The following is a 19,990-nucleotide window of genomic DNA, read 5'->3' as shown; positions in this document are numbered from 1 at the left end:
AAGCCAGTTCGGGCCTCATACGGGAATCCAAGAGCCATGCAGTTTGATGACGTCATCCTCGGGCGCCGCAGCATCCGCGGCTACAAGCCCGATCCGGTGCCAAGGGCGCTGATCGAGGAAATCATCGGCCTGGCGATGCGCGCGCCGTCGTCGATGAACGTCCAGCCGTGGAATTTCTATGTCGTCACCGGCGAACCGCTCGACCGGATCCGCGCCGGCAACACCGAACGGATGGTGGCCGGCGTACCGCAATCGCGTGAATTCCGCATCGGTCAGCCCTTCGCAGGCCAGCACCGCGACCGGCAGGTCGGTGTCGCCAAGCAACTGTTCTCCGCCATGGGGATCGCGCGCGACGACAAGGAGATGCGGCAGGACTGGGTGCTGCGCGGCTTCCGCCAGTTCGACGCGCCGGTCTGCGTGATCGTGACCTATGACCGCGCCCTCGACGGCAGCGACGATACGCCGTTCGATTGCGGCGCCGTGGCGACCGCGCTGGTCAACGCCGCCTGGTCACGCGGGCTGGGCGCCGTGATCAACAGCCAGGGCATCATGCAGTCCCCGGTGGTGCGCGAGTACGCCGGCATCGCCGACGATCAGGTGATCATGAAAAGCATCGCGCTGGGATGGCCGGATGAAAATTTCCCGGCCAATGCGGTGGTGTCGGAACGAAAATCGGTCGCGGAAGCGACGGTGTTCGTCGGCTTCGACAGCTAGAGCATGATGACCTAAAGATGAATCGGTGTCCCATCCCCCGTCATTGCGAGGAGCGAAGCGACGCGGCAATCCAGAGCCACAAGCTCCGCAAGAACTGGATTGCTTCGTCGCAAGGGCTCCTCGCAATGACGGGGGTGAGTGATTTGAATTAACATAAAGTCATCATGCTCTAGCCCGGCCACCCTCCCCACCTTCGCGAAGCTGCGCTTCGCGCGGGGGGAGGGATGAGAAAGAGCGCTCCGGTCAGCAATGCCCGCTCAGATCCATGATCGTCGGCGCGTCGCCGTTCAGCGGATTGTCCGGATCGCGCGCATAGCGCAGCGTCTCGAAGCGCATCGCGCGGGCGTCGATCATCAGCAACCGGCCGACCAGCCCCTCGCCGAAACCGGTGATCTCGCGGATCGCCTCCAGCGCCATCATCGAGCCCAGCACCCCGGCGAGCGCGCCCATCACGCCGGCCTCCTGGCAGCTCGGCACCATGCCGGGGGGAGGCGCGTCCGGGAACAGGCAGCGATAGGTCGGGTTCAGCCCCCCCGCGGCATTTTTTTCATGCGGGCGCAGCGTGGTCAGCGAGCCGTCGAACGTGCCGAGCGCCGCCGAGACCAGCGGCTTCTTCGCCAGATAGCAGGCATCCGACACCAGATAGCGCGTCGCAAAATTGTCGGAGCCGTCGAGCACCAGATCATAGGCCGCGATCAATTCCATCGCATTCGACGGCCGCAGCCGCGCGTCATGGCCGACGAATGTGACATGCGGATTAAGCGCATGGATTTTCGCCGCCGCGCTGTCGACCTTGCGGGCGCCGATGTCCGGCGTGGCGTGGATGATCTGGCGCTGCAAATTGGACAGCGAGACGTGATCATCATCGACCACGCCGAGCGTGCCGATTCCGGCCGCCGCCAGATACATCAGCACCGGCGCGCCAAGCCCGCCGGCGCCGATCACCAGCACTTTTGCCGATCGCAGCGCGGCCTGGCCCTGGCCGCCGATTTCGCGCAGCACGATGTGGCGGGCATAGCGTTCGAGTTCGTCGGCGCTCAGCATGATGTGGTTGCTTCCATGTTTCTCACGGCCATCTCCCCCGTCATTGCGAGGAGCCCTTGCGACGAAGCTATCCAGTTCTTTCTTCGCGTGTGCCTTCTGGGTTGCCGCGTCGCTTCGCTCCTCGCAATGACGGCTGTGGGCGTCGGCACGCTTGAACCATCGCGCCGCTGTCGCAGACCCAGCAGATGTGCTTCAATTCGGCCACGTCAATCGTCACCCGGGACATGTCATGAGATCGTGGCTTACGGCAACATGGATGATCGCCGCGGCGACGACAGCGGCGTCCGCGCAGACGGCACCGCCGGCCGCGGCGGCGAAGCCGAAGCCGGCCGCCGCCGCGCCGGCCCGTCCGGCGCTGCAGAGCCCCGCCGACACCGCGAGCGCGATGGCGCAGGCCGAGCGGCTGGCGATCCAGTCCGACCTCGCCTGGGCCGGCGAATATAATGGCGCCATCAATGGCGAGGTCTCCGAGCGCATGGTCGCCGCGATCCGGACGTTCCAGAAATACAACGGCGCCCAACAGACCGGCGTGCTCAACCCGCAAGAGCGCGGCATCCTGCAGGCTGCCGCGAAGAAACTGCAGGACAATGTCGGCTGGAAGATCGTCACCGACACTTTGACCGGCGCACGCATCGGGCTGCCGACAAAACTGCTGCCGCAGCAGGCTTCTGATGCCAATGGCAGCAAATGGAGTTCCACCAGCGGATCGATCCAGATCCAACTCGCGCGCCGCAAGGAAGCCGCGCCGACCACCGCCGCGCTGGCCGAGCAGGAGAAGAAGGAGCCCGGCCGCAAGATCGAGTACAGCGCGATCAGGCCGGATTTCTTCGTGCTGTCGGGCATGCAGGGGCTGAAGAAATTCTACATCCGCGGCGCCTTCCGCGACAGCGAGGTGCGCCTCCTCACCATCCTCTACGACCAGGCCACCGAAGGCACCATGGCGCCGGTGGTGATCGCGATGTCGTCAGCCTTCAACGCGTTTCCGGCCGGCGCGATCGCCGCCGGCCCGCCGCCGCGCAAGAAGGTCGAATACGCCTCCGGCGTCATCGTCAGCGACGATGGTGCGATCGTCACCGACCGCCAGGCGATCGACGGTTGCCTGTCGATCGTGATTGCCGGCCATGGCCATGCCGACAAGCTCGCCGAGGACAAGGCCAGCGATCTCGCTCTGCTGCGGATATTTGGCGCGCGCGACCTGAAACCGCTGGCGCTGGGAAACCGCGCCACCGCGAAGCCCGCTCTCGACCTGATCGGCATCGCCGATCCGCAGAACCAGGGCGGCGCCGCGGCGGTCAGCCGGCTCAAAGTGTCGGTGACGCCCGTCGGAACTACTGGTGAGCTGGCGTTGTCGCCGGCACCCGGCCTCGGCTTTTCCGGCGCGGCGGCGATCGACGGCGAAGGCGCTTTCGCCGGGCTGGTTCAATTAAAACCCGTCATCGTCGCTGGCCCTGCCAACGGCAGCGCGATGCAGGCGGCGCTGGTACCAGCCGCCATTGTGCGCGCGTTTCTGGCCGCCAGCATGGTCAGCATGAACGACGCGCCCTCGACGGAAGCGGCGGCCTCCGTGGTGCGCGTGATCTGCGTGCGCAAGTAGCCTCGTTGCCGGGAGGCGGAACGGCGCATCACGCCCGGGACCGACCCTACCGGTATCCGACAGCATCATCAAAATCGCACGACCCATCAACACCAACTACACTTTGCCGGTAAAGCATTGCGACAGCTTGACTAAATATAGTCCGCGCCGTGCTATCAATAGTATTGCGCCGTCTTTTAAGTCATGATCATGACATAGCTGATTCGGCGTAGCTGCGATCTCGCATAGTCCTGCCTTTCGCTTCCGATGTGTCCAGCCAAGAACAGTCCGTCGCACCAAGCGGCTTCGACTCACTCTCTGGCGTGAAGCGTATCCCGTCATCGACAAAGGACTACCATCATGCAGACCATCGTTCTTGCCACCCAAAAGGGTGGCAGCGGCAAGAGCACGCTCGCCATCGGCCTCGCGCTGGCTGCGATGCAGGAGGGACATACTGTCCGGCTGATCGAGACCGATCCGCAGGGCACCCTGTCGAACTGGAAGAAGCGCCGGCTGGACGCCGAGCCTGGCGTCGAACCGGTGGAGACCGCCCACGATATCGAGCAGCGGCTCGAGATCTTCGAGCGCAACGGCGTGACGCTGACGGTGATCGACACCGCGGGCGGCATCAGCGACGTCACCACCGCAGCGATTCGCGCCGCCGATCTGTGCCTGATCCCGGTGCGGCCGAGCCTCGCCGATCTGGAGGCGGCGACGCCGACGCTGTGGCTGGCCCGCGCCTGCAAGACGCCGTTCGGCTTCGTGCTCAACCAGACGCCGGTGCGCGGCCAACGCCTCGACAACGCCTCCTCGGCGCTCGACCAGGGCGTGTTGCCGGCCGCCGACAGCGGCGTCGCGCAGCCCTTCATCGTCATGCGCAACGATCACCAGGACGCGCTGGGCGGCGGCCTCGCGGTCACCGAATATGCGCCGCATGGCAAATCCGCGGAAGAAATCCGTGGCCTGTGGCAATGGGTGACCGGCAAGCTCGGCCCGGTCGCGCGCGCCGATGCGCGCGGCGTGGTGTTCGACCCTGCCGCGCCCGACACGGTGCCGACGATGTTTCCGCTGACCGAACAGGAAGCCATGGCGACCGCGCCGGCGGCCAGCGAACTCGGTCGCTTCTGAGGCCTCCCCCGCCGGCGCGAAACCTTTCGGCCGGCGGCGAGTCTATTGCCCGTGCGCGCGCTCGCGCATGGAGCAATGACGTCGAGGTGGCCCGTGCACGGCAGCAAGCAACCCGAATCCGCGGCGCATGAGGCGGGCGTCGTCGCCGCGAGCGTCTACGCCGGTGGCCGGCGCGTCGCCGACATCGCGATCGAGGACGCCGCGGCATGGTCGCGCAGGCCCGGACATGTGGTGTGGATCGGGCTGCTGGAGCCGAGCGCGGCGCTGCTGGAGCGGGTGCGCGCGCAATTCGACCTGCATCCCCTCGCGATCGAGGATGCCTCGAAGGCGCACCAGCACCCCAAGGTCGAGCAATATGGCGAGGCGCTGTTCATCGTCGCGCGCACCGCCCAGATGGTCGACGGCGCCGTCGGTTTTGGCGAAACGCATATTTTTGTCGGCCGCGGCTATGTGGTGTCGGTGCGGCATGGTGCCTCGGCTTCCTACGCCGCGGTGCGCGCGCGCTGCGAGGCCTGCCCGACGGTGCTCACCAACGGCGAGGACTATATCCTCTATGCGATCCTTGATTTCATCGTCGACAACTACCAGCCGGTGATCGAGGCGATCCAGGCCGAGGTCGAGCAGCTCGAGGATCGCGTGCTGCGGCGGATTCTGCACCAGTCCGAGTTCGAACGGCTCTACAAGCTGCGCCGCGAATTGCTGAAGCTGCGCCGCGCCGTCGGCCCGCTGCTCGACGTCTGCCACCGTCTCGAGCATTCCGGGGTGCTGCCGATCGATCCGGAGATGCGACCGCTGTTTCGCGACGTGCTCGATCACATCAAGCGCGCCGAGGAGGATATCGATGCGCTGCGCGAGGTGCTGGCCTTTGCGTTCGAGGCCAGCCTGATGTCCGGCCAGTCGCAGCAGAACGAGATCACCCGCCGGCTCGCGGCATGGGCCGCGATCCTCGCGGTGCCGACCGCGGTCGCCGGCATCTATGGCATGAACTTCGACCACATGCCGGAGCTGAGATGGCAATATGGCTACTACGCGGTGCTCGGCGGCATCGCCTCGCTATGCGGCTTTCTGTATCTGCGGTTCCGGCATTACGGCTGGCTGTAAGGATTTCGCCAGCCGGGCCGCGTGCGCTTCCTTCCCTCTCCCCCTTGTGGGAGAGGGTGGATCGAACCGCGCAGCGGTTCGAGACGGCTGAGGGGTAGCCACAAACTCCGCGCCTGGACATCCCCCTCATCCGTCGCGGCTGCGCCGCGCCACCTTCTCCCACAGGGGGAGAAGGAAGAAAGGAAGAACGCGCCGCCTACAGCGGCATCCTCAGATCCAGCGGCGCGCCGGGCGCAAACTCGCCGGCATAGGCGCGGCGATGGATTTCCTCGGATGACGCCCCGGCGGCGCGCGCCTCGAGCAGGCGATCACCGTCGAACGCCATGCCGATCGGGTTGACCGCGAATTCCGCGGACGTCTTCATCCACTGCGTCGAGTGCTCCCAGTCGCCAAAGGTGTCGCATTGCAATTCGACGCTATTGCCGTCGGGATCGACGTAATAGATCGACAGCGTCATGCCGTGGTCGAGCGACATGTGCGGCGCGATGCCGTCCTCCCTGAGCCGGCCATAGGTGTCGAGCAGCGCGTCCAGGTCGGCGAATTCGAACGCGGTGTGGTGCAGGCCGGTATGCGCCAGCTTGGCGGGATCGTCCGAGATCACCGGGCTGGTCAGCAGCGCCAGCCGGTGGTTGGCGGCGTCATTGCTGAGCCAGGCGCCGCCCGGAAACTGAAAATGCACATTCATGCCGGTGACGATGCCATACCAGGCGATCATGTCGGCTAGCCGGGTGGTCTTCAGCGTGACGTGGTGAAGCTGGGGGATGTGAGTGGGGTAGCTGGTCATCGTTTTCTCCGAAAGGCGACGCTCATTGAGCGGCGTCGCGCTGATCACACCCGAAGTATCGCGCATCGATGCGCTTGTTACCAGCGGCGATGGTAACCGGGGGTGGGCCGGTCTTTTATTTGTCCCGGGAGCGATGCGGCACAGGCACAGGCCATCAGACCTTTTCCGGCACCCGACCCTTCACCGCATTGGCAAAGGCATCGTAGCTGACGCCGCCATCGCGCTGTTCGGTGAGATGCATTCGCACCCGCGTCCGCAGCTCGGCAACGACGTCCGGCGCCATCGCGGCGATCGCCGGCTTCACGGTCGAGCCCGAGGTCGAGGCTGTCCAGAAATCCGCGAAGTCGATAAAGTGACGCGTCACATCGATGCGGCGGGTCTCGATCCGCGTCAGCCCGGCGTCGCGCCAGAGCTTTTGCAAATTGTCGATGCGTGACGCGTCGGGGTTCGGCGGTGGCGATGGCGCAAACCCCATCGCCCGCAACTCGCGCAGCACCGGATCGAGCGGAAAGCCACCGCCCTCCATGTCCCAGGCATAGGCCGCGACGGTACCGCCCGGCGCCACCACCCGCGCCATCTCGCCGACGCCCCGCGCCGGCTCCGGCACGAAGAAGATCACCAGCGCCATGACCGCGGCATCGAACGCGCCGTCGGCAAACGGCAACGCCATCGCGTCGCCCTGGTGATAGATCGCCATCGGCGTGCCTGGCCGGCCGCGCGCGAAGCTGAGCTGGCCCGGCGACGGGTCGATGCCCCGCACCTCGCGTGGCTGCAGCCGTTGCGCGATCAATTCGGTGAAGGCGCCATTGCCGCAGCCGACATCGAGCCAGGCCAACCCGGCGGGCGGCGCCAGCCAGTCGAGAAAGATATCACCGGCGAGACGACTCCACGCCCCCATCATCCGCTCATAGGCGGCGCCGTCATTGAAGCGAATGGATGCGTCGTTCATGTCACTGCTCACCATGGCTTGCGCCGGCCGGCCGACCGTCTCTACCGATAGCATCTTTCCCGTCGCCACGCGCGTCCGCGCCAGGGCCCATGATCGGCGGATGCCTCCCTCCGCGGCGCGAGACGCAGCATCGCGCCGTTGCTGTCGATATGGCCGGCAAAGCCGCTCAGCCGCATGGCGCATCCGCGCGGACGTCGGCGGCCTGGCCGATTGACTTACTTGCTGGCGAATATCCGGCGGTTCACGTCGTCCGTTGAGGTGCGGATCACCCGCACCAGGCTGGTATGCAGGCCATCGACCTGTCGCGCGATGAGCGCTGCTCCGTTCCGCATTTCGGCCGCGCGGCGCTCGGTTTCGATCGCTTCGTTCGATACCACGACGATCTGGGCGGCGACTTCCCGTGCCGCGAGCGAGGTCTGTTCGACCGACCGGGCAATTTCCTCCGTCACGGCGCTCTGCTGCTCCACCGCGGCGGAGATGATCGACGATACCGACTCGACATTGCGAATGACCACGCCGATGGCGTTGATCGATTGCACCGACTCCTCGGTCGCCTGCTGGATCTCGGCGATCTGCTGGGCGATCTCGCTGGTGGCCCTGGCGGTCTGCTCCGCCAGCGATTTGACCTCGGCGGCGACCACGGCAAAGCCGCGGCCGGCAGGGCCGGCGCGCGCCGCCTCGATGGTCGCGTTGAGCGCCAGCAGATTGGTCTGGCTTGCGATTTCGCTGATGATATCGGTGACCGCGCCGACCTTGGTGGCCGCCCCCGCCAGTTTGGCGATGGTCTGTTGCGCCCTGCCCGATGCCGCCACCGCATCGACCGTCAGGGCGCGTGACACGGTGACCTGAGAGGCGATCTCGGCAATCGACTTGCTCAATTCGCTCGACGCGGTGGCTACTGTCTCCGAATTCGCCAGCGCTTCCTCCGCGGCCGCCGCGACGCTCGTGCTGTTCTTCTGCAGCATGACGGCGCTGTCGTTCATATGTATCGCGGTGTCAGCCATATGCGCGGTGCCTCGCTGCACGTCGTTCACCGCGGTCGTGGTTTCTCGCTCGACATTGTCGGCCATGTCCTTCAACGCCTCGACGCGCTCACCATGCGCGTCTGCCTGCAACCGCAGATGCGCCCGTGCCAGATGCTGTTTCTCGATGCCGATCTCCTTGAAGATCATCACCGCGCTCGCCATATCGCCGATCTCGTCGCGGCGATGCACACCGGCAATATCCAGTTCAAGGTTGCCGGCGGCGATTTCACGCATCGATCGGGACATCACGATGATCGGCTGGACCACCTGGCCGCGGATCAGCCACATCGACAGCACGGCCACGCCGGTCACCGCCGCCGCGATCAGCGACGCCACGATCAGCCGCAGCCGGGCGCCTTCGTTCTCCTGCGCGATCTGGCGGCTGGCGACGTCGGTCGCCAACCGCTGGGTGGCGACGATTTCGCCGATCGCCTTGCTGGCGCTCGCAAACCATTCGGAGGCCGACATCGGATAGAGCGCGCCATTCAGCGACGCGGCATAGACCGACGCGCGGACCTTCTCGAACTCGTCGAAATAGCCGCGCCCGAGGCTTTCCATCGCCGTGCCGATTTCCGCGTCCACACCGCCGGACATCGCCTTCAGGCGTGCCCAGGAAATATCGATCTGACCGCGGTTGCCGCCCTGAACGAGATATTGCGATCCCGACAGCGGCTTACCGCCCGCGATCGCACCGGCCAGGCCGCCGCGCTCGCGGCCCGCGGCTTCGCTCATCACCGCCAGCAGCCCTTTCAGCTCGAACAGCCCGCGCACGCCGCCCGGCAGACTGCCTGGCAACGCCCGCTCGACCGCCATTCGCGCGCTCTGGGCATCTGCGATCAGCTGGGTCGCGGCCGCGAACCAGATGCCGGTCAGACCGGGCTCGACGGATCTGGCCTGATCGACCTTGGCGCGCAGCGCCGCCAGCTCCGCGCGGTCTTTTTCGGCCTGCTGGTGCGACTGCCGAGCCGCCTCTGATGCGGTGTCGAGCAGCGCGAGCAACCGGCCGGCCTCGGCGAATGCCCCGTCGCCGAGTTCGCGCTGGCTGGCGATCGCCTGCCGCTGCGCCTCCGTGGCCGTCGCGGGATTATTGATGACGGTGTTGGCGGTGCCGCGCTCGATCGCCCAGGCCGCGGCCGCGGCGAGATATTGATCGGAGACGGCGTTGATCTGCGAGGCGGTTTGCAAGCCCGAGCGCTCGTCGAGAGCCAGCTTCGCATACAGTCCTACCAGCACGAGGACAATCGCACTTAGGACGCCGGTGATGGCGAAAAGCTTCGTTCGGATTGTCATCAAGATTTCCGGCTGGATGTCCGTGAAGTCGACACTTCATCGGCCCGCGCTTGCAAAACCGAAAAGATCATGGCCGGTAGAGTTACGGACAACACGACACCGCGCCGCCCGGCACCACCACGCGCGCCACCCAGTCGAGAAGAAGAGCAGCGGCGAGACGGCTCCGCCGCCCCATCATCCGCTCACGGCCGACGTCATCCTTGAGACGCCATCCTTGAAGCGAGCGGATGGATCGATGATGGAGAAAACCCACGCCGTCGGCGCGGGTAGAGAAGAGATAGCACGAGCGACTTGTGCGCCGTAGAGCCTGATGACCTAAAGATGAGTCGGTGTCCCCCACCCACCCCCGTCATTGCGCGCTCAGGGAAAGCCAATTCGCTTTCCCTGAGCGAAGCGGCGCGGCAATCCAGAACGCCGCGGGCAAGGCAAGACTCGATTGCCTCGTCGCAACGGCTCCTTGCCATGGCGGCCGAGGGACTACGGACACAAATTCACTTCTGGCACTTCGGACACCAGAACGTCGAGCGTCCGTTCTGCACGAAGCGCTTCACGATGCCCTCGCAGCCATCGGTCTTGCAGGTCTCGTCCTCGCGATCATAGACCTGGAACGAATGCTGGAAGTAGCCGAGTTCGCCGGAGGTCTGGCGGTGGTCGCGCAGCGACGAGCCGCCGGCCTTGATGGCGAGGTTGAGTACGTCGTGGATGGCGCCGACCAGGCGCACCGCGCGATCGGTCGGCTCGCCTCTTTGAGTGGCCAGCGTCGCGGCGAGGCGCCGCGGCGATAGTTGCGAGCGGAACAGCGCCTCGCAGACATAAATATTGCCGAGCCCCGCGACCACGCGCTGGTCGAGCAATGCGGCCTTCAGGCTGGTCTTCTTGCCGGCGGTGGCCGCGGCCAGCATCGCGGCATCGAAAGCGTTGCCGAGCGGCTCCGGGCCGATGTCCTTCAGGAACGGCTCGCGCTCGATATCGGCGCGGGCAAAGATCTTCATGAAGCCGAAGCGGCGCGGATCGTTGTAGATCACGGAGGTACCCGACGACATGTGGAACACCACATGGTCATGGGTACGGTCATCGCTGCGCGGATAATGGAACGCGCCGGGCGCGGTCGCGGCGCCGTCGGACACCACGCGGAACGAACCGGACATGCCGAGATGCATCAACAAAACGTCACCGGAGCCGAGATCGGCCAGCAAATATTTGGCCCGTCGCGACAGGCTGGTGACGGTCTGCCCGTCGAGCCGGGCCAGAAAGTCCGGCTGCAGCGGAAAACGCAGGTCCGGACGGCGCGCTTCGGCGCGCAGGATGGTGGCGCCCTCCATGGCCGGTTGCAGGCCGCGGCGGACGGTCTCGACTTCGGGCAGTTCGGGCATGATCGACGTCATTCACCTTGAGGCCCGGACGTGATAGCGCCATTACGACGGCCGCGCTATGGTGCGCCGCGACGAGGCTTTTTGGATGACAACGATGGATCAGGCCGGCGAAACCACGCATTTCGGCTTCCGCGACGTCCCGGTGGACGACAAGCAGAATCTGGTCAACGACGTGTTCCACAGCGTGGCGCAGCGCTACGACCTGATGAACGACCTGATGTCGATCGGCATGCACCGCGTCTGGAAGGACGTGATGATCCAGGCCCTGAACCCGCCGCGCTCCGACGCGCCATTCGCGCTGCTCGACGTCGCCGGCGGCACCGGGGATATTTCGTTCCGCGCGGCCGGCCAGGCCGGCGACGGCTTCCACGCCACCGTCTGCGACATCAACACCGGCATGCTCGAGGTTGGCCGCGAACGCGCGGTGACAAAACACCTCGAACACCGCGTCGATTTCGTCGAGGGCAATGCCGAGGCGCTCGACTTCGCCAACAAGAGTTTTGACGCCTACACGATCGCGTTCGGCATCCGCAACGTGCCGCGCATCGACCGCGCGCTCGCCGAGGCCTATCGCGTGCTGAGACCGGGCAGCCGGTTCCTGTGCCTGGAATTCTCCACCGTGGATGTCCCCGGCCTCGATACGATCTACGATTTGTTCTCGTTCAAGGTGATCCCGCCGCTTGGCAAGGCGGTCACCGGCGACGCGGAATCCTACCAGTATCTGGTGGAATCGATCCGGCAGTTTCCGAAACCCGCCGCCTTCGCCGAGATGATCCGCGACGCCGGATTTTCCCGTGTGAAATATGAGTCGCTGTCGGGCGGCATCGTCGCGCTGCATTCGGGCTGGCGTTTGTGATTTCTGCCCTGGTGCATATCGCGCGGCTGGCCCGCGCCGGTTTCGTGTTCGCGCGCGAGGGCGTGTTCGGCGTCGTCGATCCCGCGCTGGTGCCGCCGGGCGGCCAGCTGGCGATGCGGGTCGCGCGGCTGATCGAACGCCCCGGCGTCAAGTCCGGCGCGAGATTATCGGCGGCGCTGACGCGGCTCGGGCCGGCCTATCTCAAGCTCGGCCAGTTTCTCGCTACCCGGCCCGACGTCGTCGGCGTGACGATGGCGCGCGATCTCGAAAGCCTGCAGGACCGGCTGCCGCCATTCTCGATGACCGAGGCGGAAGGCGTGGTCGCGGCCTCGCTGGAGCGCCCGGTGGCGCAGCTCTATGCCAGCTTCAGCCCGCCGGTCGCCGCCGCCTCGATCGCGCAGGTGCATCGCGCCGAGATCGAAAAGGACGGCGTGCGCACCGCCGTCGCCGTGAAGGTGTTGCGGCCCAACGTCTCCGCCCAGTTCCGCCGCGACCTCGGCGACTTCATGTTCGTCGCGATTCAGGCCGAGCAATATTCCGCCGAAGCCCGCCGGCTGCGGCTGATCGAGATCATCGACATCATGTCGCGCTCGGTGACGATGGAAATGGATCTGCGGCTGGAGGCCGCCGCTCTGTCGGAGATGGCCGAGAATACCGCCGACGATCCGGATTTCCGCGTGCCGACGGTCGACTGGGACCGCACCTCGCACAATGTGCTAACGATGGAATGGATCGACGGCATCGCACTGAACGATCATGCGCGGCTGGCCGAATCCCAGGTCGACCTGCCCGATCTCGGCCGCAAGGTGATCCAGAGCTTTTTGCGCCACGCGCTGCGCGACGGCTTCTTCCATGCCGACATGCATCCGGGAAATCTGTTTCTGGATGATTCAGGCCGCCTCGTCGCGGTGGATTTCGGCATCATGGGCCGGCTCGGGCTGAAGGAACGCCGCTTCCTCGCCGAGATCCTGCTCGGCTTCATCACCCGAAACTATCGCCGTGTCGCCGAAGTGCATTTCGAGGCCGGCTACGTGCCGGCGCATCACTCGGTGGAGAATTTCGCGCAGGCGATCCGGGCGATCGGCGAGCCGATCCACAACCGCACCGCCGAGGAAATCTCGATGGCCAAGTTGCTGACGCTGCTGCTCGAGGTCACCGGCCTGTTCGACATGCGAACCCGGCCGGAATTGATCCTGCTGCAGAAGACCATGGTGGTCGTCGAAGGCGTCGCACGAAGCTTCGATCCGAAACTCGACATCTGGAAGGTCGCCGATCCCGTGGTGCGGGAATGGATCGAATGCAATCTCGGGCCGCTTGGAAAAATCCAAGGGGCCTTGTCCGGCGCCGGCGAGCTCGGCCACGTGTTCTCCGGCCTGCCGGCGATCGCCTCGCGCGCCGTCACCGTGCTGGAGCAGCTCGAGACCATGAGCCGCGACGGACTGCGGCTCGATCCCGAGACCATCGCGGCGATCAGCCGCAGCCAGGCCAGCCAGGCGCGCTGGCGCATCGCCGGCATCTGGGTGATCGCGATCACCTTCCTCGGCATCCTGTGGTCCATGCATTAGTCGATTGCAATGCTAGCGCATCGTGCTAGCATTGCTGTCAGTTGATGCGAGGACCGAGATGGCCAGCCTGACGATCCGTAAACTCGACGATGCGATTCGCGACGAGCTTCGGCTGCGCGCGGCGCGAAATGGCCGATCGGTCGAGGATGAGGTCCGCGTCATCCTGCGCGAGGCGGCGCGGCCGGAGCGGGCGCTTTCCAGCCCTTTCCCGCACCAAAATGCGGGTCTTGCGACAAAAACAAGGCAAAATCCGAAAAGCTCTCCGAGTCAACGGGTTACCCTGATCATCGGGGGCGGAATCGCGGCCTACAAGGCGCTCGACCTGATCCGGCGTCTGAAGCAGCGACAGCTGCAAGTTCGCGTCGTGCTGACCCGCGCGGCGACGCAATTCGTGACGCCGCTCGCCGCCAGCGCGCTGTCCAACGAGCGCTGCTACACCGATCTGTTCGACCCGCAGAGCGAGTTCGACGCCGGCCATATCCGGCTCGCGCGCGAATGCGATCTGATTGTCGTGGCACCTGCCACCGCCGACCTGATGGCGAAGATGGCCAATGGCCATGCCGACGATCTCGCCTCCGCGATTCTTCTCGCCTCGAACAAAACGATCCTGCTGGCGCCGGCGATGAATCCGCTGATGTGGAATAACGCCGCCACGCGTCGCAATACCGCGCAGTTGACGCGCGATGGCGTGGTCATGATTGGCCCGAATGCCGGTGAGATGGCCGAAGCGAACGAAGCCGGTGTCGGCCGCATGGCCGAGCCGATGCAGATCGCGGACGCCGCTGAAGCGTTGCTGCGGCCGTCGCAGGCGCAAACGCTGGCCGGCAAGCGCGTGCTGATCACCGCCGGCCCGACCCATGAGCCGATCGATCCGGTGCGCTACATCGCCAACCGCTCCTCGGGCAAGCAGGGTTTTGCGATCGCAGCCGCGGCACAGGCCGCCGGCGCCGAAGTGATTCTGATCTCCGGACCGGTCGATCTCGACGATCCCGATGGCGTGACGGTGCAGCATGTCGAATCCGCGCGCGACATGCTCGCCGCGGTGGAAGCGGCGCCGCCGGTCGATATCGCGATCTTCGCCGCGGCCGTGGCCGACTGGCGCGTGGTCAGCGCGGGCGCGCAGAAACTGAAGAAGACCGGCGCCGCGCTGCCGCCGCTGCAGCTCACGGAAAACCCCGACATCCTGGCGACGATCGCCAGACGCGCCGACAACCGCCCGCCACTGGTGATCGGCTTCGCCGCCGAGACCGAAAACCTGCTCGCCAATGCAAAAATAAAAATCGCGCGAAAAGGCTGCGACTGGATCGTCGCCAATGACGTCTCGCCATCCAGCGGTGTCATGGGCGGGGATAGCAACACGGTGCATTTGCTGACACGCCAGGGCAACGACATCGCCGTCGAGGCCTGGGCCGCGATGAGCAAAGGCGAAGTCGCAGCTACGCTGGTCGCGCGCATCGCTCAATATCTCGAGAAAGAAATGCCATGAGCGCCGTTATCTCCATCGACGTCCGGCAGCTCGCGCATGGCGCCGGCCTCGCGCTGCCGGCCTATCAGACCGCGCATGCGGCCGGGATGGACCTGCTCGCCGCAGTGCCGACGGATGCGCCGATGATTCTCCAGGCTGGCCAATACACGCTGGTGCCGACCGCGCTGACCATCGCGCTGCCACCTGGCTACGAAGCACAGGTGCGGCCGCGCTCCGGACTCGCCGCGAGGCACGGCATCACGGTGCTGAATTCGCCGGGCACCATCGACGCCGATTATCGCGGCGAGATTGGCGTATTGCTGATCAATCACGGCGCCGCGGCCTTCACCATCCAGCGCGGCGAACGCATCGCACAGATGGTGATCGCGCCGATCGCGCGCGCGGAACTCATCGCCGCGACGGTGCTGAGCGAAACCGATCGCGGCGTCGGCGGCTTCGGTTCCACCGGCCGATAGGCCCCTCACGCGTCCAAAACCGTCCGCAACGATTTCGTGTCCGGCTTTTTTGCTGAAGCGTTTTTGCGTTCACGGTCTGGACTCTTACCCCGCGACTCCCGAAGAGGATATTGTCGGACGATTCGCGAGCGGTGAGCGGCCGTTCGGGAAGACGTGGTTTGGGGCGAATAATGTCAGGCGTGATCGCGGCGATGCGTCGGACTTTGCTGTCATGCACCTCACTGGTGCGCGACGGGCTCGTGGTCATTGGCGTATCCGCCATCTGGACAATGTCCCCGGCCGAGGCCGCCGACGAAACCATAGCCGCGAAGTTCGTCGATATTTTTTCGGATCTCAACCGTCAGGAACTGGCGGCGCTGACCATGGCGCTGGCCGTGGTCGGTTTTTCCGTCGTCGCCACCATCCTGCTGATGCTGCACCGGATTCGCGCCGCCAGGACCGAGGCGAAACTGCGCAGCGATCTGCATGGCCTGCACGTCGAAGCCGATCGCTTCCGGGCGCTGCTGTTCGCCGAACCGCAGGTGCTGATCGCCTGGGCCGCCGGCGACACCCGGCCCGAAATATCGGGCGACACCTCGCTGGTGATGTCGCAGGAGCCGCAAAACCATCAGCCACAGCGCATTCTCGCGTTTGGTACCTGGCTGCCGCCGGAGCCGGCGCTGCAGATCGACCACGCCGTCGACGCGCTGCTCGATGCCGGCGAGGGATTTCTGCTCAACCTCACGACCTCCAGCGGCCGCGCCATCGAGGCGATGGGGCGCGCCATTGGCGGGCAGGCGATCGTACGGATTCGCGAACTCAGCGGATTGCGCCGCGAGCTCGCCGAAATGACGCTGCGCCACAAGGAATTATCGGAAGAGACCGAGACGCTGCGCGGCTTCGCGGCGGCCGCTCCCTGGCCGATCTGGACCCGGCACAGCGGCGGCGGGCTGACCTTCGTGAATGCCGCCTATGTCCGCGCGACCGAAGCCAGCAGCGGCGCCGATGCGATCGAGCGCAACCTCGAACTGCTCGACAGCGACGCGCGCAACAATCTGACGCGCGCGCTGAATGACAACCAGCCATTCACCGCGCGAGTGCCGATCGTGATCGCCGGTGAACGCCGCATCTACGACGTCCACGCGCTGAACGTTTCCGGCGGTAGCGCCGGCATGGCCATCGACGCTTCCGAAGCTTCCGCGCTGTCGGCCGCGCTGGTGCGGATGGCGGAAGCGCATCGCCGCACGCTGGATCAGCTGTCGTCGGGCGTCGCAGTATTCGATGCCCAGCGCCGGCTCGCCTTCTACAACGATTCCTACCGCCGTCTGTGGGACCTCGACCGGGCCTTCCTCGATAGCAATCCGGACGATTCAAGCGTCCTGGACCGCCTGCGCGCTGCGCGAAAACTGCCGGAGCAGCCGAACTTTCGCGAATGGAAATTGAAGCTGCACGAGGCCTACCGCGCCGTGGATCCGGCGAAGGACGTCTGGTATCTGCCCGACGGTCGCGCGCTCAGCATCGTGACGACGCCCAATCCCGAGGGCGGCGTCACCTATCTGTTCGACGACATCACCGAAAGCCTCGAACTGACGCGCCGCTTCGACGGCCTGATCCGGGTGCAGCGGGAGACGCTCGACAACCTCGCCGAGGCGGTCGCGGTGTTCGGCAGCAACGGCCGCGCGCAGTTGTTCAATCCCGCCTTCGCCAAGATGTGGAAACTGTCCGACGAAGCGATGCAGCAGCATCCGCATATCGAAATGGTGGAATCCTGGTGCCGACCGCTGTTCGATGACGCGATCACCTGGCAGACGCTGCGCGGCGCCATTACCGGAATCGAGAACCGCGTCGCGGTGCCGCTGAAACTGGAGCGCAAGGACGGCAGCGTGCTCGACTGCATGACGATGCCGCTACCCGACGGCGCCACCATGCTGACCTTCCAGGATATCTCCGACGCCGAGAATGTCGAACGCGCGCTGCGCGAGCGCAACGAGGCGCTGGAAGCCGCCGACCAGATGAAGGTCGACTTTGTTCACCATGTCTCCTACGAACTGCGCTCGCCACTGACCACCATCATCGGCTTCGCGCATCTGCTCAGCGATCCCGTCACCGGCCCGCTGATGCCGAAGCAGGCCGAGTATCTCGACTACATTACGAGCTCGACCGGCGCGCTGCTTGCCATCATCAACAACATCCTCGATCTCGCCACCATCGATGCCGGCGCGATGACGCTGAATCTTGGTCCCATCGACATCCGCAAGACCATTGACGACGCCGCCGAGGGCATCCAGGATCGTCTCGCCCGCGATCGTATCGCATTGAAGATCGACGTCGATCCGAGCATCGGCAACTTCACCGGCGACGAACGCCGGGTCGTGCAGGTGCTGTACAATCTTCTCGCCAACGCGGTCGGCTTTTCGCCGCAGGACTCCTCCGTGTCGCTAACGGCGCGGCGCGGCGAACACAATGTCACCTTCACGGTCACCGACCATGGCCCGGGCATTCCGCCCGAGGTCAAGGACAAGGTGTTCGACTGGTTCGAGAGCCACGCCAATGGCTCGCGGCATCGCGGCGCCGGGCTCGGCCTGTCGCTGGTGCGCTCCTTCGTCGAACTGCATGGCGGCAAGGTCCGCGTCGATTCCGTGGTCGGCAAGGGCACCACGGTGACCTGCGATTTCCCGGCCGACCAGACCGCGCATCGCAACGCCGCGGAATGAGCGCCATCGCCACATTCTCGCTGGTGCTGGCGAACGAGACCGCCACCGCGCAACTGATGGCTGATCTGGCGCTGCTGATAAGCCCCGGCGATGTCATCACGCTGTCGGGCGAACTCGGCGCCGGCAAGACCGCGGCGGCCCGCGCCATGATCCGTTATCTCGCCGGCGATGACGAACTGGAAGTGCCGAGCCCGACCTTCACGCTGGCGCAGAGCTACGAACTACCATCGTTCCCGCTGGTGCATGCCGACCTCTACCGCATCAACGATGCGAACGAACTCGAGGAGATCGGTCTGTCGCCATTGCCGGAAGGCGTGGTGGTGCTGATCGAATGGCCGGAGCGCGCCGCCGCCTCGATGCCCGAAGACCGCATCGACATCGCGCTGAGCCATCGGCCGGCGCTGGGTACGATGGCGCGCGCCGCCGAGATCACCGGTCACGGCACCGCCGCGGCGACCGTACGGCGCTTGAAAGCGCTGCGCGACTTTCTCGAAGCAGCAAACTATCTCGACGCCGGCCGCCGCCGCATGGCCGGGGACGCCTCGACGCGCTCTTACGCCAGGCTGATCCGAGACGACGGCGTCGTCATCCTGATGAACGCGCCGCGCCGACCGGATGGCGCCGCGATCTATGATGGCCAATCCTACAGCGCGGCGGTGCATCTGGCGGAAGACGTCAAGCCGTTTGTCGCGATCGCCAACGGCCTGCGCGCTCATGGCATCTCGGCGCCGGCGATCCATCATGCCGATCTGGGCGCCGGCTTCCTGATCACCGAGGATTTTGGCACCGCCGCCTTCATCGCGGGCGATCCGGCGATGCCGATCGCCGAGCGCTACCAGGCCGCGACCGGCATGCTGGCCGCGCTGCATGGTGAAACGCTGCCTGAAACCCTGCCCTTGCTGCCGCAGGCCGATTACAAAATCCCGACTTTCGACACCGTGGCGCTGCTGATCGAGATCGGGCTGATGCCGGAATGGTATCTGCCCGATCGCGGCACCCCGCTGACGCACGAGGCGCATACCGAGTTCCTGGCCCTGTGGCGCGAGCTTCTCGCAAAATCCGAAGCCGCGCCACGGACCTGGGTGCTGCGCGATTTCCATTCCCCGAACCTGATCTGGCTCGACGACCGCGACGGAATCCGGAAGGTCGGCGTGATCGATTTTCAGGACACCGTGCTCGGCCCCGCCGCCTACGACCTTGTGTCATTGCTGCAGGACGCGCGAATCGATGTGCCCGAACCGCTCGAACTGGCGATGCTGGCCCGCTATGCCAAGGCACGGCGCGCGGCCGATCCCGGTTTCGATGCCGGCGGCTTTGCCGAAATGTACGCGATCATGTCGGTACAGCGGAATACACGGCTGCTCGGCACCTTCGCCCGGCTCAACCGCCGCGACGGCAAGCCGCATTATCTGAGGCATCAGCCGCGTATCTGGAGCTATCTGAACCGCTCGCTGGCGCATCCGACACTGGCACCGATCCGGGACTGGTACGCGGCGCATGTGCCCCCGCCGGCCACCTGACTTTTACCGCCTGTTAGCGTGGATGGCCTTACCTTGCCGCCATCCCCGCCCTGTTGGCCGGGACGGCGGTACTGGAAACAGGCATGGCGATAGCTGCGGAGCGGCGGAAGGGCGAGCGGGTCGTTTTCGAGCGAGGCTTTCCCGCGCACATGATGGGCATTGATGGCACCTGGCGCCGCGCCTGTATCATGGAAGATATTTCCGAAATTAGCGCCAGGCTGACCGTCGAGGGCACGGTCGAGGGCCTGAACCTGAAAGAATTTTTCCTGCTGCTGTCGTCCACCGGCCTCGCCTATCGCCGCTGCGAACTGGGCTGGGTCAATGGCGACCAGATCGGGGTCAACTTCCTGAAGCAGAACGACAAGAAAAAGAAGCAGGCCCGGCGGCCCGAAGACGCGGACGCCTGAACGCGGGATAGCCTCTTCCCCGTCGCA

At 65.6% G+C, this 19,990-nt stretch carries 16 protein-coding genes; 11 read left to right on the top strand and 5 right to left on the bottom strand.

Annotated elements, in window-relative coordinates:
* Positions 1-36: 36 nt before the first annotated feature.
* Positions 37-714, top strand: coding sequence for a nitroreductase (locus Q0S16_RS01625; protein ID WP_295844290.1), 678 nt, complete (start codon positions 37-39; stop codon positions 712-714).
* A 243-nt stretch (positions 715-957) separates the two neighbouring features.
* Here Q0S16_RS01625 and moeB read toward each other — a convergent pair whose 3' ends face one another.
* Positions 958-1,758 (bottom strand): molybdopterin-synthase adenylyltransferase MoeB, encoded by an 801-nt coding sequence (gene moeB, locus Q0S16_RS01620; protein WP_295844288.1) that lies wholly within the window; start codon positions 1,756-1,758, stop codon positions 958-960.
* Between the two features lie 229 nt (positions 1,759-1,987).
* Here moeB and Q0S16_RS01615 point away from each other — a divergent pair, with 229 nt between their 5' ends.
* From Q0S16_RS01615 to corA, 3 genes are all read left to right on the top strand, one after another.
* On the top strand, positions 1,988-3,352 hold the full coding sequence (locus tag Q0S16_RS01615) for a serine protease (protein WP_295844286.1): 1,365 nt from the start codon (positions 1,988-1,990) through the stop codon (positions 3,350-3,352).
* 339 nt (positions 3,353-3,691) lie between these two features.
* Positions 3,692-4,459: a ParA family protein gene (locus tag Q0S16_RS01610; RefSeq protein ID WP_295844283.1), complete on the top strand. Its 768-nt coding sequence runs from the start codon at positions 3,692-3,694 to the stop codon at positions 4,457-4,459.
* A gap of 93 nt (positions 4,460-4,552) precedes the next feature.
* Complete coding sequence (gene corA, locus Q0S16_RS01605) at positions 4,553-5,560, top strand: magnesium/cobalt transporter CorA (protein WP_295844280.1); 1,008 nt, start codon at positions 4,553-4,555, stop codon at positions 5,558-5,560.
* A gap of 196 nt (positions 5,561-5,756) precedes the next feature.
* On the opposite strand, the gene Q0S16_RS01600 is transcribed toward corA, so the two are convergent.
* The 4 genes from Q0S16_RS01600 to mutM all read right to left on the bottom strand — a co-directional run bounded on the left by Q0S16_RS01600 (position 5,757) and on the right by mutM (position 10,981).
* Complete coding sequence (locus Q0S16_RS01600; protein ID WP_295844279.1) at positions 5,757-6,344, bottom strand: VOC family protein; 588 nt, start codon at positions 6,342-6,344, stop codon at positions 5,757-5,759.
* Positions 6,345-6,498: 154 nt separating this feature from the next.
* The gene (locus tag Q0S16_RS01595; RefSeq protein WP_295844278.1) at positions 6,499-7,293 is read right to left on the bottom strand and encodes a class I SAM-dependent methyltransferase; all 795 of its coding nucleotides are present in this window, start codon (positions 7,291-7,293) and stop codon (positions 6,499-6,501) included.
* Between the two features lie 215 nt (positions 7,294-7,508).
* Complete coding sequence (locus tag Q0S16_RS01590; protein ID WP_295844276.1) at positions 7,509-9,608, bottom strand: HAMP domain-containing methyl-accepting chemotaxis protein; 2,100 nt, start codon at positions 9,606-9,608, stop codon at positions 7,509-7,511.
* Between the two features lie 491 nt (positions 9,609-10,099).
* Entirely contained in the window at positions 10,100-10,981 is an 882-nt protein-coding gene (gene mutM, locus Q0S16_RS01585) for a bifunctional DNA-formamidopyrimidine glycosylase/DNA-(apurinic or apyrimidinic site) lyase (RefSeq protein ID WP_295844274.1), read from the bottom strand.
* 94 nt (positions 10,982-11,075) lie between these two features.
* On the opposite strand from mutM, the gene ubiE reads away from it, so the two are divergent.
* The 7 genes from ubiE (at position 11,076) to Q0S16_RS01550 (ending at position 19,963) form a co-directional block, all read left to right on the top strand.
* Positions 11,076-11,837 carry a bifunctional demethylmenaquinone methyltransferase/2-methoxy-6-polyprenyl-1,4-benzoquinol methylase UbiE gene (ubiE, locus tag Q0S16_RS01580; protein WP_295844335.1) on the top strand — a complete coding sequence of 254 codons (762 nt, stop codon included), beginning with the start codon at positions 11,076-11,078 and terminating at the stop codon, positions 11,835-11,837.
* Entirely contained in the window at positions 11,834-13,402 is a 1,569-nt protein-coding gene (gene ubiB, locus Q0S16_RS01575) for a 2-polyprenylphenol 6-hydroxylase (RefSeq protein WP_295844272.1), read from the top strand. Before ubiE ends, ubiB begins: the two co-directional genes overlap by 4 nt.
* A gap of 58 nt (positions 13,403-13,460) precedes the next feature.
* The gene (gene coaBC / locus Q0S16_RS01570) at positions 13,461-14,888 is read left to right on the top strand and encodes a bifunctional phosphopantothenoylcysteine decarboxylase/phosphopantothenate--cysteine ligase CoaBC (protein ID WP_295844270.1); all 1,428 of its coding nucleotides are present in this window, start codon (positions 13,461-13,463) and stop codon (positions 14,886-14,888) included.
* Entirely contained in the window at positions 14,885-15,343 is a 459-nt protein-coding gene (gene dut / locus Q0S16_RS01565; protein WP_295844269.1) for a dUTP diphosphatase, read from the top strand. The genes coaBC and dut overlap by 4 nt, the downstream gene beginning before the upstream one ends.
* A 170-nt stretch (positions 15,344-15,513) precedes the next feature.
* On the top strand, positions 15,514-18,036 hold the full coding sequence (locus Q0S16_RS01560; protein WP_295844266.1) for a PAS domain-containing sensor histidine kinase: 2,523 nt from the start codon (positions 15,514-15,516) through the stop codon (positions 18,034-18,036).
* Positions 18,033-19,556, top strand: coding sequence for a tRNA (adenosine(37)-N6)-threonylcarbamoyltransferase complex ATPase subunit type 1 TsaE (tsaE, locus tag Q0S16_RS01555; protein WP_295844262.1), 1,524 nt, complete (start codon positions 18,033-18,035; stop codon positions 19,554-19,556). The genes Q0S16_RS01560 and tsaE overlap by 4 nt, the downstream gene beginning before the upstream one ends.
* A gap of 89 nt (positions 19,557-19,645) precedes the next feature.
* Entirely contained in the window at positions 19,646-19,963 is a 318-nt protein-coding gene (locus tag Q0S16_RS01550; RefSeq protein WP_295844332.1) for a PilZ domain-containing protein, read from the top strand.
* Positions 19,964-19,990 lie beyond the last annotated feature (27 nt).

The organism is Tardiphaga sp., assembly GCF_025356345.1.
Classification (GTDB): domain Bacteria; phylum Pseudomonadota; class Alphaproteobacteria; order Rhizobiales; family Xanthobacteraceae; genus Tardiphaga.
Note: the sequence above shows the minus strand (reverse complement) of the source record. Positions and strands in the feature narration are given on the sequence as shown.

Coding starts and splice junctions, on each gene's coding strand:
- moeB (WP_295844288.1), bottom strand. CDS start 1,758: ATGCTGAGCGCCGACGAACTCGAACGCTATGCCCGCCACATCGTGCTG.
- Q0S16_RS01560 (WP_295844266.1), top strand. CDS start 15,514: ATGTCAGGCGTGATCGCGGCGATGCGTCGGACTTTGCTGTCATGCACC.
- tsaE (WP_295844262.1), top strand. CDS start 18,033: ATGAGCGCCATCGCCACATTCTCGCTGGTGCTGGCGAACGAGACCGCC.
- Q0S16_RS01590 (WP_295844276.1), bottom strand. CDS start 9,608: ATGACAATCCGAACGAAGCTTTTCGCCATCACCGGCGTCCTAAGTGCG.
- coaBC (WP_295844270.1), top strand. CDS start 13,461: ATGGCCAGCCTGACGATCCGTAAACTCGACGATGCGATTCGCGACGAG.
- Q0S16_RS01625 (WP_295844290.1), top strand. CDS start 37: ATGCAGTTTGATGACGTCATCCTCGGGCGCCGCAGCATCCGCGGCTAC.
- ubiE (WP_295844335.1), top strand. CDS start 11,076: ATGGATCAGGCCGGCGAAACCACGCATTTCGGCTTCCGCGACGTCCCG.
- Q0S16_RS01600 (WP_295844279.1), bottom strand. CDS start 6,344: ATGACCAGCTACCCCACTCACATCCCCCAGCTTCACCACGTCACGCTG.
- mutM (WP_295844274.1), bottom strand. CDS start 10,981: ATGCCCGAACTGCCCGAAGTCGAGACCGTCCGCCGCGGCCTGCAACCG.
- Q0S16_RS01610 (WP_295844283.1), top strand. CDS start 3,692: ATGCAGACCATCGTTCTTGCCACCCAAAAGGGTGGCAGCGGCAAGAGC.
- Q0S16_RS01615 (WP_295844286.1), top strand. CDS start 1,988: ATGAGATCGTGGCTTACGGCAACATGGATGATCGCCGCGGCGACGACA.
- dut (WP_295844269.1), top strand. CDS start 14,885: ATGAGCGCCGTTATCTCCATCGACGTCCGGCAGCTCGCGCATGGCGCC.
- Q0S16_RS01595 (WP_295844278.1), bottom strand. CDS start 7,293: ATGAACGACGCATCCATTCGCTTCAATGACGGCGCCGCCTATGAGCGG.